This is a genomic window from Thiocystis violacea (assembly GCF_016583575.1).
GTDB classification, from domain to species: domain Bacteria; phylum Pseudomonadota; class Gammaproteobacteria; order Chromatiales; family Chromatiaceae; genus Thiocystis; species Thiocystis violacea.
Map to the genome: position 1 here is coordinate 1 of NZ_NRRG01000072.1, position 16,758 is coordinate 16,758.

Genomic DNA, 16,758 nt, shown 5'->3' on the forward strand with positions numbered 1-16,758 from the left:
CGGAAAGCCCTCTACAATGTCCCGCCACTGCTCGCGGGTGCGCCGTTGATCTGTCATGCTGAACCTCCTGTCAATGGGGAAAAGAAGTTCATCTTGCAGATCCGACAGCGGGCGGGATAGATGTAATCGGCCGGACGCTTACCGTCAGTCACAGTCGCGACCGCGTGATTGTCCTGTCGTATGTCGCCTCGCCCAGAAAGCAGGAGCACTTCCAGCCCGGCGGCGCGGGCGGCCTCGGCGAGGATTGTCGTCATCGGCGACGCCGGTATCGATGACGGCGAGTTGGGCGGCTTGGGTCGTGGTGGCCATGGCAAGAGTCCAAAGGGAAACGGGGGGCATTGGGTGGAATGCAGTTGACCTGAACTCAGGTCTCTGGCGATCCGTCGGGATAGAAGTCGTCGTCGAAGATCTGGGCGCTCGTGTAGGGACAGACGGCGGGGAAGCCGTCCATCGGCAGCCGGGTCTCCTTGTGCGCGAGACGCACCGCGTTTGGATAGGCGGCGGCGACGGCGGCAGCGAGCGTGGACTTCAGGCCGGGAGACTGCCGCAGCAGATCGGCGAGCTGTTCGCGCTGCTCAACCAGGGTGGCGCGCCAACTGCGTCCGTCGAATTCGCGCCAGCGTTCGGCGAGCCTGGGCAACTGGTATTGCCATTTCAGCAGATGGGCGATCAACACCAGCAGGCGGCTGTGCAATTCGCGCCGGTCGCTTTTGCTCATATCGCCCAGTTCCTCCAGCAAATGCTCGATATCAAGCTCCTCGAAGCGGCGCGCGCGCAGCAGTTCGGCGTTGCGCTGTGCCCATTGGGCATAGTCGGTCTGATAGAGGGTGGCGAGGTGCGTCATGATGAGCCTCCAGGATAGCGCCCGGCACGGGCGGCCAGCACGCGGGATGTAACTGTTTAGCCCCCTACCCCTAACCCGCTTCCACCGAGGGGAAGGAGAACAGCTAGCCGCTTATTTGGACTCTCCCCCGGCGGGGGAGGGCCGGGGAGAGTGGGTCTGAACGATTACCGCAAGGTCGAGGTCGAAATCGAGCAGGCTTGTCGGTGGATTCGCTTCGAGAGCGTGCTTTGATTCCGCCTACGGATAGAACCGTCGCGACAGTGCGCATCAGGCGGCGATGGCGAGCGCTGTGGGCGCTGGAACGCGAGCTTGATCGCGCGCATCGACGACCAGCCGAGCGTGAGGATTGCCGCAACTCCTCTCGGATCCTAATTCCTTACAACCGCGACTGCAAACAGGCCCGATCCGGTTGCGGGTGCTCGCTCGGTCCCGATCGGCTGAGGGTCCGATGGCGGCAGACTTGCTATGCTCGCAGACATGCCAGCGGGAGGATGAGAGACGATGCGCTTTTTCAACACCGAGGGGCCGAACCGTCCGGATCTTCACTATTGTCTGCCGCCGCTGGTGCGCTGGGATCTCGACGAGGTGCTTCGGCTGATCGACCAGGAAAAATATTTCCTGCTCCACGCCCCGCGCCAAACCGGCAAGACGACCTGTCTGCTCGCGCTCATGGAGCATCTCAATCGCGAGGGGCGCTATGGGGCGGTCTATGCCAATCTGGAGGGGGCGCAGACCGCGCGCGAGGACGTGGGGCGCGGTCTGCGGACCATCTGTGGGGCCATTGGCGCGGCGGCGCGCTTGCGGTTGGGGGAGGAATCTTTGTTCGAGTGGACCGAGGCCGCCTGGCAGGAACAGGGCGCCGACGGGGTGCTGACCGGGCTGCTGACGCACTGGAGTCTGGCCTCGCCGCAACCGATCGTGCTGCTGCTCGACGAGGTCGATGCCCTGATCGGCGACACCCTGGTGGCGCTGCTGCGTCAGTTGCGCGCGGGCTACGCGCAACGCCCGAGGGCCTTTCCGCAGACCGTCGTGCTGTGCGGCGTGCGCGATCTGCGCGACTACCGCATCCACGCCAGCTCCGAGCGCGCGGTCATCACCGGCGGCAGTGCCTTCAACATCAAGGCCAAGTCATTGCGGCTGGGCGATTTCAGCGCCGAGGAGACCCGCACCCTGCTCTTGGAGCACACCCAGGAAACCGGACAAGTCTTCACGCCGGAGGCGCTCGATCACGTTTGGGAGCAGACCCAAGGTCAGCCCTGGCTGGTCAACGTCCTGGCCTATCGCGCCTGTTTCGAGCTGCCCGCCGGTCGCGACCGCCGCCAGCCGATCACGCGCGCGCTGATCGATCAGGCCAAGGAGGCGATGATCGTCGAGCGCGTCACCCATCTCGATCAGCTTGCCCACAAACTCCAGGAACCGCGCGTGCGCCACGTCATTGAGCCGATGCTGGCCGGCACCATGCTTGGCGATGTGCCCGACGACGATATTCAGTATCTGCTCGATCTGGGACTGCTGCGCCAGCAGAGCGGCGGCCTGAGCGTCGCCAATCCCATCTATCGTGAAGTGCTACCGCGCATGCTGGCCTTCACGCCCCAGGCATCACTGCCGCGGATCAGCCCAACTTGGCTGAACGCGGACGGCGTGTTGAACCCAGAGGCCCTGCTCACCGCCTTTCTCGCCTTCTGGCGTCAGCACGGCGAACCGCTGCTCGGCAGCGCGCCCTATCATGAGATCGCCCCGCATCTGGTGCTCATGGCCTTCCTGCACAGGGTCATCAACGGCGGTGGAACGCTGGAGCGTGAATATGCCATCGGGTCGGGGCGCATGGATCTCTGTCTGCGCTATGGCGCGGTGACGCTGGGGATGGAACTCAAGGTCTGGCGCGACGGCAAACCCGATCCGCTCGCCCAGGGTCTGACGCAACTCGACGCCTATCTGGCCGGGCTGGGATTGGGTGGCGGCTGGCTGGTGATCTTCGACCGGCGCACCGGGCAGCCGCCGATCGAGGAGCGCACCCGCAGCGAAGCGGCCACCAGCCCCGCGGAGCGGCGGATCCTGGTGGTGCGCGCCTGATATCAGCGCGCGAACTCGACGCCGAAGGGCTCGACTAGGATACGGCTTCGCGCGCCATGGGTTCAGCTTCGTCGAGTACCGCCACGGCATCAGCGCCCTCGCGCTGCTGCAATTCCCACATGGCGGCGTAGTGTCCGCCGGCCTCCAGCAGGGCACGGTGCGTGCCCTGCTCGCGAATGCGTCCCTGCTCCAGCACCAGGATCCGATCCGCGTCCACCACGGTGGACAGCCGGTGGGCGATGACCAGGGTGGTGTGGTTCTCCGCGACCTCGGCCAGGGTCTGCTGGATCGCCTGCTCGGTGTGGCTGTCGAGCGAGGAGGTCGCCTCGTCGAAGATGAGGATGCGCGGACGCTTGAGAATGGCGCGGGCGATGGCGACCCGTTGCTTCTCGCCGCCCGAAAGCTTGAGCCCACGCTCCCCGACCACCGTGTCCCAGCCGTCCGGCAGGCTCTCGATGAAGGCGCGGATATGGGCCATCTCGGCGGCGCGCTCGATCTCGGCGCGGGTCGCGTCCGGTCGTCCGTAGACCAGGTTATAAAGGATGCTGTCGTTGAAGAGCACCGTATCCTGGGGAACGATGCCGATCGCCGCGCGCAGGCTCTCTTGCGTCACCTCGCGCACATCCTGTCCGTCGATCAGGATGCGCCCGCCGGTCACGTCGTAGAAACGAAACAGCAGGCGTGACAGGGTCGATTTGCCTGCGCCGCTGTGACCGACCACCGCCAGGGTCTGGCCGGGCTCGATGCTGAAATCCAGGTCGTGCAGGATGGTCCGCTCCGGCTGATAGTGGAAATCCACCCGCTCGAAGCGGATCGCGCCCTCGCGCGGCACCAGCGGCCGGGCGCTCGGCGGGTCGACGATCTCCGGCTCGCGTTCCAGCAGCTTGAATACCAGGTCCATGTCCGCCAGGGCGTACTTGATCTGGCGATAGACGATCCCGAGAAAGCCGAGCGGGATGAACAACTGGAGCATCAGGGCATTGACCAGCACCAGATCGCCGACGGTCATGGAGCCGCTGGCCACGCCCTGGGAGGCGAGCGCCATGATGAGCGTGACGCCTATCGCGATGATGGCGCCCTGACCGAAGTTCAGCACCGACATGGAGGTCTGGCTCGCCACCGCCATCTCCTCCCACTCGGCCAGGGTGTCGTCGTAGCGTTTTAGCTCAAGCCGTTCGTTGCCGAAATATTTGACGGTTTCGTAGTTGATCAGGCTGTCGAAGGCCTGACTGTTGGACTGCGAATCCAGATGATTCATCCGATGCCGGTAGTCCATCCGCCACTCGGTGATGGCGAAGGTGAAAACGAAATAGACCGCGACCGTGCCAAGGATCACCAGCGTGAAGGAGAAGGCATAGCGGCCGAGCATGATCGCCGCCACCAGGCTGAATTCGACCAGCACCGGCAGAACGCTGAACACCAGATAATTCATGATGGTCGAGACCGAGCGGGTGCCGCGCTCCAGATCCCGGCTCACCGCCCCGCTCTGGCGTTCCAGGTGATAGCGCAGCGACAGCCGGTGCAGATGTTCGAGCACCCGGGTCGAGAGCCGGCGCATGGCGCGATAGCGCACGCGCGCGAAGACGACATCGCGCAGCTCGTTGAAGAGCGAGGCGCCGAGCTTGAGCAGACCGTAGGCCAGCAGCAGACTGACCGGCAGAATCAACGCCTGAGCGGCGGGATCCTGGAAGGCATCGACGATGTCCTTCAGAATAAGCGGAACACCGACATTGGCGACCTTAGCCAGCACCAGACAGCCGAGCGCGAGCGACGCCCGCCCCCGGAATTCCCACAGATAGGGCAACATGCCGCGTAGATTGTGCCAATCGCGGCGATCGCCGTGGGCGCGCTCGGTCGCGAAGATACGATTCGTCTGGCCTTGAGTCTTCATGCCTTATCCGCGTTGGTGCTCCGAATGGGCTTTCCCGAAGACCTACCAGACAACGCCGGCCATGCCCCACGAGAATGAACGAATGAAAGAGGACGAATGATGGCAGATCCCTCCCTGGACAGCACGGGTTGCGCCCTGCACGAACCCTATGCCCTGCGGGTGCTGGGCGATGAGATGGAGCCGGAGTTCCCGGACGGCTGCATCATCATCATCGAACCCACCGATCGCGGTCCGAGCCCGAGCTATGTTTTCGTCGAGGTCGAGGGCGTGCGCTGGTTTCGCCAGTACCAGCGCGACGATAGCGGCCGGGAGCGCCTGGTCGCGCTCAATCCGCGCTATCCCGAGATCGATCTCACGGGGCTGGAGTGGTCGGTGCTCGGGGTCATCATCCAGCGCAATATCCGTCGCCGGATCAAGCACTACGACTACTCGAAGCCGTCATCCGGCGCGTCGCGGGCCGCGCCTGGAAATTTGGCCGCGCCTTGAGCCGGCTCCGGTGACGGGACGGAAAACCATCAGGTCCGTCACGGATCGAGCAAGGAGCGGTGGAATCGATCGTTCGGGGAGGGGATGATCGGGCCAGTATCCAGGTCGCAAGGAGGACGGTCGCCCCACAGTCACACCGCGCCCGGCTCCGTGCCAAGCGGTCGCCCAGGTTCTTGCCCATGAACATCGAGATCCTCTACAACGCCGTGGACCTGGTTCGCGCCAGCGGTTATAGCGGCCATCCGCGCGAAGCGGCCTTCATGCGTGCCTATCCCATCCTCTTATCCACGGTCCGTCTGCCCGCGCCAAACCCGGTCGAGAGCCTGTTGCGCGCCGCCAGTCTGGCCTACGCCTGGATGCCGCGAACGCTGCGGCTCGACATCAGCCGACTCGACGCCGCCGCCGAGGCCCATGCCGCCGCCCGGCGGGAAGCGCCCGACATCTCGGTGGATCTCATCGAGCCGATCGCCGACTGTCTCGGCTCGCTGGTTGGCGCCGCCTGGATACTGCACATCTCCAATCCGGCGGTCTTTCCCCTGTGGGGACGACGGGTCGAGCGCTTTCGGCTCCAGACGACCCCCAGCGGCTATCACATGGGGCAGACCCGCAACTATTTGAGCTTTGTCGAGGAGACCCAGAGCGTGGCCGCCCACCCCCTGTTTCTCACCTTCCATCACGAGTATTGCACCGCCTATCAGGCGCGCCTCCAGCGACTCAAAATCCCCGCCTATCCGCTCACCGAGCCACGGGTAATCGAGTCCGCCGCCGCCGAGCTGGCCGGTCAGTCATGAGTACCTTCGACACCAATCTCGAACACCTCGCCGGCGCCGACACCACGCGGGCGCTGGAGATCGCGCCGCGTGTCTGGTGGGTGGGTCACATCCTGGAGGACGACATCTTCCAGTGTCATGTCTACCTGATCGAGCAGGGCGACCAGTCGGTACTGATCGATCCGGGCTCGCTCCTCACCTTTCCCGCCACGCTCGAAAAAATCGAGGAGGTGATCCCCTTCGCGAACATCCGCTATTTCGTCTGCCACCATCAGGATCCGGACATCGCCGCCTCGCTCCCCATGATCGATGCCCTGGTGCGACGCCCGGACGCGGTCGTGGTCACCCATTGGCGCGCCCAGGCGCTGCTCAAGCACTACGGTATCAAGATGCCCTTCTGGCTGGTGGACCAGAACGATTGGCGCCTGGCGCTGGAGGATCGCGAGCTGCGCTTCATCTTCACTCCCTATGCCCATTTCCCAGGGGCCATCTGCAGCTTCGACGCGAGCACCGGCGTACTCTTTTCCAGCGACATCTTCGGCGGCTTCACCGAGCGCCCCGCCCTGGTGGCCCAGGACGAGTCCTATTTCGAGTCGATGCGGCCCTTCCACGAGCACTACATGCCGAGTCCGGACATCCTGGATTTCGCCCTGCGCCGCATCGCCGAGCATCCGGTCAGGATCATCGCGCCGCAACACGGCTCCATCATCCCGGAGCGGCTGGTGGCCTTCATGACCGGCGCGCTCAGACATCTGGACTGCGGCATCTATCTGCACGCGCAAGGCAATACCGATATCCAACGGCTCTCGCGTCTGAACACCACCCTGCGCGAGATCACCCAGACCATGCTCCTGTACCGGGATTTCCGTGACATCGCCGATCGTCTCCGTCAGGTCGTGAGTCGTAACCTGCCGGTCGAGCGCATCGACTATTACGCCAGGCTGGAAGACGATTCGGTCCTCGCCCTGACGCATGAAAACCGATTCTCAGGGATCAGCGGCGAAGCCCCCACCGCTGTCGCCGCGCTCATGGGGCAGGATCGCGAGGACTGGCGCGCCTTGCATCGAGACCACCCCACCATGCGCGGCCATGTCCTCCATTCCGATACCTTCCGCGCCGGCCCCGCGGAGCATGGCGGACTGGTCGTCACACTGCCGCTGTTCTCGCCCAGCCACCAGGTCATCGAGGCCGTGGCGCTCATCCATCTCGCGGATGTCGTGGATCTGACCCCCGATGAGGAGCAGGTCATCTGTCAGATCGCCATGCCGTTGCAGGTCGCGCTGGAACGCGAGGTCATCTACCGCTCGATCGACGCCAAGCGCCGGGAGGCCTACCAGCGCTCCATCCGCGACTCGCTCACCGGCCTCTTCAACCGGCTCTACATGCAGGATGTGATGAAGCGGCAGTGCCGCATCCATGATCGCGACCCCAATGCCGGCGTGACGGCCATCATGATCGACATCGACCATTTCAAGGCGATCAACGACACCTACGGCCATGTCGTCGGAGACGAGGCACTCAAGCATGTCGCCGAGCGGCTGCAAGGTTGCAGTCGGGAAACCGACGTGCTTGTGCGTTTCGGTGGAGAGGAATTCATCCTCTATCTGATCGGGACGGCCCCGAGCGAGGCGAGTGCCCAGGCCGAGCGTATCCGCTCGACCATCGAGGAGCGCGGCATCGGGCTCGACGACGGACGGCGGCTGGCCATCACGGTCAGCCTCGGCGTCGCCACGCGCGTCCAGAAGGAACCCTTGGAAGACCTCATCCGACGGGCGGACGAGGCCCTGTACCGTGCCAAGAAAGCCGGGCGCAACCGCTGCGAATCGGCCTGAAGCCGTCCGGATCAGCCTTCCGGATCAAGCGCCGGCGGGAGCGGAACCACCGGCATTGGCGGCATTGGCGGCCGTACCGCAGGCAGTGGCGGAAAACCGATGGATTCGCGCACATAGTTCGGGAAATCCGGATTCAGCCAGCCCTCCGCGGCCAGCTTCTCGGGTGGCGGACGCAGACGCGAGGCATGGTCCAGAACGGCCATCTGGTCGCGCGGCGTGAAGCCCGCGATCTGTTCCACCATCTCCTGATTCGCGTTCTTGCGCCGTCCGTCGCGGATGGCGTCGAACTGACCCATCAGATAGGGGAAATGCTGTCCGGCGACCGCCGGGATCTGCTTCTCGGCCTTCCCCTCGCCCCGTTCGCCATGACAGTCGGTGCAATGCTCGGCGTAGAGCCGCGCTCCGAGCTCAAGATCCGTCCCAGGGCCGACGCCGTTGTGGAGCGCCATCGGCAGTTGAGACACGTAGGCCGCCACGTCGGCGATGTTCTGGGGCCCCCCGAGGATTCGCGGCAAGGAGAAGGGATACATGAGCGGGTTATCGCGATTTCTGGCGCGGATGTCGGCCAACTGCTTGATGATAACCGGACGCAACTGGCCCGCGATCTGCGGATAAGCGCCGTCCATGGTTCCCCAACCCTCCGGCCGGTGACAGACGGCACAGGTGAGATAGACCCGACGGCCGTTATCCGGGTCGGGGGCGAGCGTCATGACATGCTCGTATTCGCTCTTGGCGGTATCGGCGGCGTCATCGGCGACGGCGGACAGGGCGTGAGTTCCACTCAGCGCACTCAGGGTAACGAGCGCAACGGACAGGCGATACATCGGATCCTCCAGGTTCTTATGGGGCCTTTGGCGGCGCCCGACCTTTATTGTTTTGCGGTGATTAACGAGCAAGGTAGGCGCGCTCTGGCGCGATGACAATCCGCATCGACACGCCTGGCGCCCCGATCGCGCGACCGGGGCGCCAGGGTTCGGACCTGGACGGGGACGCTAGACCGTGGCTTTCCCCTTCAGCCCTCCGGTGATGTTGGCATGGAAGATGGCCTTGTGGACATCGCCGAGGCTGAGCATCCCGATCAGCCGACCGTCCTCGGCCACCGGGAGACGTCGGAAAGTGTGGCGCACCATCAGGGTCGCGGCGCGCAACAGATGCATCTCCGGATCGACCGAGATCGGCTTCTTCGTCATCAACTCCTCGGCCGTGAGATCCAGCACCTCGGAGTAGCGCGCCATTTCCCGGTCCAGATCGACCGAATGCATCCCCTCCGACATCAGATCCTCCAGCTTGGGGAAAAGACTGTGCAGCACATCCTTCTCGGCGATCACGCCCAACAGGCGGTCCTCGTCATCGACCACGGGCAAGCCGTGGAAGCGATAGAGACACATGAGCGAAGCGACCTCGATGATCTTGGTATCGGGCTTGATCGAACGCACGGAACGACTCATGGCGTCACGGACTTTCATGGTGTTCATCCTCCTGAATCGGCATCTTGGAATTGTCTCGGGACAGGGAACCTGCCCCAGGCGCGCCACGGACAAGACTGACGGGCTTGGTCGGATTATAGACCCGGTTCGAGTACGGGCGCCCTTCGATCGCTTCTATTCGTGTCCATGGGTCCAGGACGGCATCCCCCGCCATCGGCGCCGAAACCGGGCACGCCGGGCCTGTCCGGTCAGGCAGTTGGCCACCAGGCATCCGTCTGACAGGCCAGCCACCCCATGGTCAAGCGCCGGCATCGAACCTCGCGGTTCCAGGTCGATCTCACCACCCCGAATTCACTGCGGGCGCGCGAGGCTATCCACAAGGCCATCGCCGCAAAACCCTCTCGGCATCGGCGTGGATGGCGCCCGCCGCCTCGGTGACGGCAACTTATCCACGCCTCATCCACAGTTTCTTGACCGCCTTTCCAGCGATCGACGCACAAGATGTTGTGGTTGACTGATCCCGAGTCGCGTATATATTGAACCCAACGACCGATCGCCATCCAATTATTCACAACCAGCGCCCGCGCGACCACCCGGAGGAACCATGTCCGTCACCAGCGAGTCAGCCACCCATCAGACCCCAGCGCGGGACGCCATCGCCAACCCAAGCGCGAGCCAGCCACTCGATCCCGGCATCGAAATCGCCGCCCACACCCCAGGCAAGGTTCAGGTCATCCGGCGCAACGGCCAGGTTACCCATTTCGACCCGAGCAAGATCATGGTCGCCATGACCAAGGCGTTCCTGGCGGTCGAGGGCGGCTCGGCGGCGACCTCCAGCCGCATCCATGATCGTGTACGAGAGTTGGCCGAGCAGGTGTCCGGCGCCCTCACCCGCCGCCTCCCAGGCGGCGGCACCGTCCACATCGAGGATATTCAGGATCAGGTCGAACTGGCCCTGATGCGCGCCGGGGAGCACAAGGTCGCGCGCGACTACGTGCTCTACCGCGAGGCGCGCGCCCGCGAACGCGCCGAGAAGGCCGCCGCCAGCCACGAGGTCCAGGAGGCCCATCCGCTGCGCGTCACCCTGGCCGACGGCTCGACCCGCCCGCTCGATGTCGAGCGTATGAGGCGGCTGGTCGACGAAGCCTGTCGCGATCTCGACGCCGTCGACGCCCAGGCGATCCTCGCCGACACCCTGCGCAACCTCTTCGACGGCGTGCGCGAGGCCGACGTAAGCCAGGCGCTGGTGATGTCCGCCCGCGCCCTGATCGAACGCGAGCCCCAATACAGCCAGGTCGCCGCCCGGCTGCTGCTCGACATCGCCCGCCGCGAGGCGCTCGGCTTTCTCGACATGGCCGCCGGCGTCGAGACCCAGGCGGATCTCGCCGAGCGCTATGCCGATTATTTCAGCGCCTACATCAAGCGCGCCGCCGACCTGGAGCACCTGGACCAGCAACTCAGCCGTTACGACCTCAAGCGCCTCGGCGCCGCGCTCCGGCCCGAGCGCGACCTCCAGTTCAACTATCTCGGACTCCAGACCCTCTACGACCGCTACTTCATCCACACCGCCAACGGCATCCGCTTCGAACTGCCGCAGGCGTTTTTCATGCGCGTCGCCATGGGCCTCGCCATCAACGAGATCGACCGCGAAGATCGAGCCATCGAGTTTTACGAACTGCTCTCCAGCTTCGACTTCATGTGCTCGACCCCGACCCTGTTCAATTCCGGCAGCCTGCGCCCGCAGCTCAGCTCCTGCTTCCTGACCACTGTCCCGGACGACCTCGACGGCATCTACAGCGCCATCAAGGACAACGCCCTGCTCTCCAAATTCGCCGGTGGATTGGGGAATGACTGGACCCGCGTGCGTGGGATGGGCGCCCACATCAAGGGGACCAATGGGAAGAGTCAGGGGGTGGTGCCTTTCATGAAGGTCGCCAACGACACCGCCGTAGCCGTGAACCAAGGCGGAAAGCGGCGAGGAGCGGTTTGCGGCTACCTGGAAACCTGGCACGTCGACATCGAGGAATTCCTCGATCTGCGCAAGAACACCGGCGATGATCGCCGCCGCACGCACGACATGAACACCGCTAACTGGGTGCCGGACCTCTTCATGAAGCGCGTGGCGGAGGACCAGCATTGGACCCTCTTCTCGCCCAACGAGACCCCGGACCTGCACGACCTCACCGGCCAGGCGTTCGAGCAGGCTTACGTCGCCTATGAGGCGCGCGCCGAGCGCGGTGAGATGAAGGTCAGCAAGCGCCTCAAGGCCGTGGACCTCTGGCGCAAGATGCTCGCCATGCTGTTCGAGACCGGCCATCCCTGGATCGCTTTTAAGGATCCCTGCAATCTGCGCTACACCAACCAGCATGTCGGCGTGGTTCATTCGTCGAATCTATGCTGCATCGCTGCAGATCAACGTGTCGTCACCGACCGAGGAATGCTCACGATCGGCGAGTTGTACGCGCTTGGCGGTCAAAACAAAGTCGTCGGACTCGATGGTGTTTATTCGGCATCGGAGATGTTTCTTCCGAGACCCAATGCGCCGATTGTTCGCATCGAAACCCAAGAAGGTTATACGCATAAAGTCACTCCAGATCACAAGGTCTGGATCAAGGACAGAGGATGGACCGAAGCACAGGATCTGAAACCCGGAGACAAGCTGCTCATTCAGCAGATCGAAGGGCTCTGGGGGCAACAGCACAACCCGGACCTTTCCTACCTCATGGGACTCATCGCGGGTGACGGAACCTTCGGGAAGCACAATGTCTTCATCGACATCTGGGAAAATGACTTCGGCGCGATCAATCGGATACAGGAGACCGTTCATTGTCTGCTCGAAGGGAATACGGTCCTGCGCACGACATCGACCAACAAACCCGAGTTCTGCTTCGACCTGGAGCACAAGAAGGCTCGCCTCGCATCGGCGCCGTTGAGGCGAATGCTGGCCGAGCAGGGTTTCACTCCCGACAGCAAAACGAAGGTACCGGAACTGGTCTGGACAGGCGATCGACAGACCGCCGCCGCCTATTTGCGTGGCCTGTATCAAGCGGATGGACACATCCAGAGCGGTCCGGAAATCACGACCTTGGTTCTCGCCTCCAAAGACCTGCAATTCATCCAGGACATTCAGATTCTATGGGCGAATTTCGGGGTCAAGGCATCCATCAATCAGATGCGCGAGCGGGAATTGAAGCCCATGCCCGATGGGCATGGCGGAACCAAGGAATACTGGAGCAATCCGCTGTATCGTCTGCTGATCACTTCGGTCAAGGGGTGCCGGATCGCCGAGGAGGTCACCCAGCTTGCGGCCAATAAGGAAACGGACGCGGCAGCCTATCACCTTCGCAACATCGAAAAACCTGGTTATGCCCAGAAGCTTTGGGCCAACTTCACGCGCTGCGTCGAGCTGCCAAATGAAGACGCCTATTGCCTGACCGTCGATTCAGAGACGCACGCCTGGACGGTCAATGGCATGGTGACGAAGAACACCGAGATCACCCTGCACACCAACGATCAAGAAATCGCCGTCTGCAACCTCGGCTCCATCAACCTGGCCGCGCACGTCACCGACAAGGGGCTCGACACCCAGCGGCTGCGCAAGACGGTAACCACCGCCATGCGGATGCTCGACAACGTCATCGACTACAATTTCTACAATGTCCCCCAGGCGCGTAAATCCAACCTGCGTCACCGCCCGGTCGGACTCGGCATCATGGGTTTCCAGGACGCCCTCTACAAAGTCCGCATCCCCTACGCCAGCCCGGAGGCCGTCGCCTTCGCCGATCAGAGCCTGGAATACCTCAGCTACTACGCCATCGAAGCCAGCAGCGAACTGGCCGCCGAGCGCGGGCGCTATCAGAGCTTCGACGGCTCGCTCTGGAGTCAGGGCCTCCTGCCGATCGACAGCATCCGGCTGCTGGAAGAGGGGCGCGGCGGCTATCTCCAGATGGACTCAAGCCAAACGCTTGACTGGGACAGCCTGCGCGAGCGGGTAAAGACCGTCGGCATGCGCAACTCCAACTGCATGGCCATCGCCCCCACCGCCACCATCAGCAACATCGTCGGCGTCAGCCAGTCGATCGAGCCAACTTACCAGAACCTCTTCGTCAAATCCAACCTCTCCGGCGAGTTCACCATTGTCAACCCTTACCTGGTCGATGACCTCAAGGAACGCGGCCTCTGGGACTCCGTCATGGTCAACGACCTCAAATACTTCGACGGCTCCGTCCAGCAGATCGACCGCATCCCCGACGAGCTGAAACAGCTCTACGCCACCGCCTTCGAGGTCGATGCCCGCTGGCTGGTCGAAGCGGGCAGCCGCCGTCAGAAATGGCTCGACCAGGCGCAGAGCCTCAACCTTTACCTCAAAGAGCCCAACGGCAAGAAGCTCGACAATCTTTATAAGCTGGCTTGGGTGCGGGGGCTGAAGACCACCTATTACCTGCGGTCCATGGGCGCGACCCATGTCGAGAAATCGACCATGGCGGACGCGAGTAAGGCCAATCGGTTGAGCGCGGTCGGGGGGAATTACATTTCCATGGACGGTGGGAAGGTGAGCGGGAAGGGGAATGGGGCGGCGGCGCCGAGTGCTTGTTCGATATTGGATCCGGAGTGTGAGGCGTGCCAGTAGCATAGGATCACCTTCTTGGGTGGATGTTGCTTTCGTGGTCAACAGTGAACAGGGTGCGATTCAATACGGGATAGTCATTCTGTCGTTTGCACAAATAGGCGTTACATAATGCGAGAGATACCTGCCTCCAATTGGGGGGACTTGAAGGTCAAAGTTGCAGAGCTGAAGTCCGAGGCGAAAGCCGCCGAGCAAGTTGGTTCAGGATGCAATCAGTCGAGGCTGTTGTTCCGCGGTCAGGGTGATGATCATTGGAAGTTGGAAAGTTCCTATGATCGAACTCGACCCAGTAATCGTTTTCTGGAGAATTACTATCGTAGGCTCATGGCAGCGAAATCAGTCTTGGATTCACTTAGGGAAACGTCGTTTCCTGAGCTAGATATTGACTCGGTCGCTCAGATGCTTGGTGAGTCGCATTTCTTTCCCAATCCATTGCCGCACTATGATTTGTTGGTTTATCTGCGCCACCACGGCTTTCCTTCGCCGCTGCTTGATTGGTCGAGGTCCTTCTTTGTCGCGGCTTATTTCGCATTTGAGAAGGTGCAAAGCGAATACGTTGCCATATATGTGTATCAAGAGTTTGTGGGTAAACCTAAGATTTTCTCACACGAAGCTCCTCACCTTGTGTCACTCGGGCCGTGGGTCCGAACTCATGCGCGACACGTTCTTCAACAGGCACAATATACAATCGCTGTTCAGCGAGAGTCATCCTGCTGGAAGATAGCTCGGCACGAGGATGTATTTGCCTCTGGGGCAGAATCGCAGGATCGATTGATTAAGCTCGTCGTTCCTTCAAGTGAAGCGAAGGCTGCTATGGAGGAGCTGGACGAGATGAATGTAAACGCCTATTCACTATTTCAAACCGAGGATTCGCTCTTGCAAACTATTGGGCGGAGGGTGTTTCAATGACCGCTGCTAATACTACTTCGTCAGTCTCTTGCAGGAGCATGATTTTATTGCGATAATTTTTCTAGGACAATCGGCTGCTGAATGATTAATCGTGGCATTTGGCAAGCATTATGGAGCACGTTGCAAAAAGCCCACGTAGGGCGCAATAGCGAGGTAGGATGGGTAGAGTGACCATGGCACCATGCAAAATCATTGGCGCGGTGGTCGATTGGTCACGAAACCCATCAATCCACCAAGCTGGATGTCAGATTTGAACATCGTCGGGAAGCCGAGGCTTTTTCGTCTTCCCAATTCTGAAATGTTGGCGCGGGGAATGATGGGTTTCGCTGCGCTCTACCCATCCTACGCTGGCTGGCGCTTGATGGGGCTAATGAGGCGACGGGGGAACTTGCTGAGTCGTCAACCAGAGGCGGACGCTCCATAGGGCGTCCGCCAAGTCCGGCTAGCGCAGCGAGCTGGGTAGATCGCTCTTTCCGCCCGCCGCGAGCGCGGTTCCGAGCGTCGGGAGCAGCGTGGTATAGCGGTAGTCGGAAGCCAGGTTCGTCGTTTCCGAGGGATCCTCGGAATGATCGTAGAGCTCGTGGAGTTTGCTCCCGGTCTTGCTCCACTCGGTGTAGCGATAGCGATCGGTGCGCAACGATTTGCCCACGTAACCGCTTCTTGGCCATTGACTGAAGGCGCCTCTTGGAGACTTGGCCGTAGGGTTCTGAATGAGCGACACAAGACTATCCCCCTGCATCGGATAACCTCCGTGTTGCTGAGTGCTTGGAATCGACAATCCCGCCAGTTGGCTGATCGTGGGATAGAGATCGACCAGTTCGACCAGCGCGCTTGAGCTGGCATTGCGCGGAATCCCGGGGCCCTTGAAAATCAGTGGGACGCGGGTTGCGACCTCGAAATTCATGTGTTTTCCCCAGTCCGCCTGCTCGCCCAGATGAAAACCGTGGTCGCCCAGGAACACAACCAGGGTATTCTGGCTCAAGCCACTATTCTCCAATTCCGTCAGCAGCCGACCGACTTGCGCATCCATGAAACTGGTGGCGGCATAATAGCCGTGTTTCAGGTTGCGTCTGAGCGTTTCGTTATAATTCCCGCCCCAGGGCATCTGGCTATAGGCTCGCAGCTCTCCCGTATTATCGAAGGCGACACTTGGCGCGCCCCAAGCCTTGTAGGGATTGATCGCCTCGGGTATTGCCATTCTGTCGTACATATCGAAATATTTGCGTGGCGCCACGAATGGAAGATGCGGTTTTCTGAATCCCACGGCGATGAAAAAGGGTGTATTTCGCAAATCTTTCATGGCCTGAATGGCATGACTCGCGCATTTGTAATCGCCAAATTCGCTATCCGCCTTATCGATGGCCGCGAAGGCGACTGGCTTGCCGTCCGGGCCATTGGGAGCACCCACGCCAAAACCTTCCTGCAGGGGGGCCGACCAGGACAGGGCGTCGTTCAATTTCTCGTGGTAAATCTTGCAGATCGCCCGCGTCACATAGCCGTTTTGCTTGAACCACTGAGGCAGAGTCACGACGCTTGGGATGGTATTACGAAAATGCGTCGTTAAGTCCGTGATGCGAGTGGTGTCGGGCCGGAGGCCCGTCAGCAGGGAGGTGCGAGAAGGCGAGCAGGTCGCCATTTGTGAATAGGCGCGGGTGAATCGCGTTCCTTCACGCGCCAGCTCATCGATATTCGGCGTGCCGATGTCATCGACGCCATAAATACCAATCTCGGGTCTCAAATCATCGACGGCGATGAAGAGGACATTCAATTTATCGGCTCCGACCCGAATGGCACTAAGATAAGCCCAACCTGCTGAAACGCATGAGAAAGGCTGGCGGTGGTGGTAGGCTGAGAGTGGCCAAACCCAACTGCCCACCCGTGGAGCCAGCCCCCATGCAT

General features: G+C 61.9%; 12 protein-coding genes. 6 read left to right on the top strand and 6 right to left on the bottom strand.

The genetic code is table 11. From position 1 onward, the window contains the following. Positions 1-53: 53 nt before the first annotated feature. Positions 54-254 (bottom strand): hypothetical protein, encoded by a 201-nt coding sequence (locus CKO27_RS21465; protein WP_200376968.1) that lies wholly within the window; start codon positions 252-254, stop codon positions 54-56. Between the two features lie 110 nt (positions 255-364). Next, positions 365-844, bottom strand: a complete 480-nt coding sequence (locus tag CKO27_RS21470; RefSeq protein ID WP_200376969.1) for a DUF29 domain-containing protein — start codon at positions 842-844, stop codon at positions 365-367. A gap of 501 nt (positions 845-1,345) precedes the next feature. On the opposite strand from CKO27_RS21470, the gene CKO27_RS21475 reads away from it, so the two are divergent. After that, positions 1,346-2,917 carry an ATP-binding protein gene (locus CKO27_RS21475; protein ID WP_200376970.1) on the top strand — a complete coding sequence of 524 codons (1,572 nt, stop codon included), beginning with the start codon at positions 1,346-1,348 and terminating at the stop codon, positions 2,915-2,917. A 34-nt stretch (positions 2,918-2,951) separates the two neighbouring features. Here the strand turns inward: CKO27_RS21475 and CKO27_RS21480 are convergent, their stop codons facing one another. Continuing rightward, positions 2,952-4,808, bottom strand: coding sequence for an ABCB family ABC transporter ATP-binding protein/permease (locus tag CKO27_RS21480; RefSeq protein WP_200376971.1), 1,857 nt, complete (start codon positions 4,806-4,808; stop codon positions 2,952-2,954). A gap of 99 nt (positions 4,809-4,907) precedes the next feature. On the opposite strand from CKO27_RS21480, the gene CKO27_RS21485 reads away from it, so the two are divergent. The 3 genes from CKO27_RS21485 to CKO27_RS21495 all read left to right on the top strand — a co-directional run bounded on the left by CKO27_RS21485 (position 4,908) and on the right by CKO27_RS21495 (position 7,896). Beyond that, positions 4,908-5,294 carry a S24 family peptidase gene (locus tag CKO27_RS21485; protein WP_200376972.1) on the top strand — a complete coding sequence of 129 codons (387 nt, stop codon included), beginning with the start codon at positions 4,908-4,910 and terminating at the stop codon, positions 5,292-5,294. A gap of 179 nt (positions 5,295-5,473) precedes the next feature. Then, positions 5,474-6,085: a hypothetical protein gene (locus CKO27_RS21490; RefSeq protein ID WP_200376973.1), complete on the top strand. Its 612-nt coding sequence runs from the start codon at positions 5,474-5,476 to the stop codon at positions 6,083-6,085. Then, positions 6,082-7,896 carry an oxygen-binding di-iron domain-containing protein gene (locus tag CKO27_RS21495; RefSeq protein ID WP_200376974.1) on the top strand — a complete coding sequence of 605 codons (1,815 nt, stop codon included), beginning with the start codon at positions 6,082-6,084 and terminating at the stop codon, positions 7,894-7,896. Before CKO27_RS21490 ends, CKO27_RS21495 begins: the two co-directional genes overlap by 4 nt. An 11-nt stretch (positions 7,897-7,907) precedes the next feature. On the opposite strand, the gene CKO27_RS21500 is transcribed toward CKO27_RS21495, so the two are convergent. Together CKO27_RS21500 and CKO27_RS21505 are read right to left on the bottom strand one after the other, a co-directional pair. Continuing rightward, complete coding sequence (locus CKO27_RS21500) at positions 7,908-8,720, bottom strand: c-type cytochrome (protein ID WP_200376975.1); 813 nt, start codon at positions 8,718-8,720, stop codon at positions 7,908-7,910. A 168-nt stretch (positions 8,721-8,888) separates the two neighbouring features. Further along, positions 8,889-9,362 (bottom strand): CBS domain-containing protein, encoded by a 474-nt coding sequence (locus CKO27_RS21505; protein ID WP_200376976.1) that lies wholly within the window; start codon positions 9,360-9,362, stop codon positions 8,889-8,891. Between the two features lie 565 nt (positions 9,363-9,927). Between CKO27_RS21505 and CKO27_RS21510 the strand changes: the two genes are divergently transcribed. Beyond that, positions 9,928-13,953 (top strand): ribonucleoside-diphosphate reductase subunit alpha, encoded by a 4,026-nt coding sequence (locus CKO27_RS21510; protein WP_207281021.1) that lies wholly within the window; start codon positions 9,928-9,930, stop codon positions 13,951-13,953. 141 nt (positions 13,954-14,094) lie between these two features. Next, on the top strand, positions 14,095-14,859 hold the full coding sequence (locus CKO27_RS21515; protein WP_200376977.1) for an FRG domain-containing protein: 765 nt from the start codon (positions 14,095-14,097) through the stop codon (positions 14,857-14,859). Positions 14,860-15,301: 442 nt separating this feature from the next. On the opposite strand, the gene CKO27_RS21520 is transcribed toward CKO27_RS21515, so the two are convergent. Further along, a partial coding sequence (locus CKO27_RS21520) for a sulfatase (protein ID WP_207281022.1) occupies positions 15,302-16,758 on the bottom strand: 1,457 nt, incomplete at its 5' end.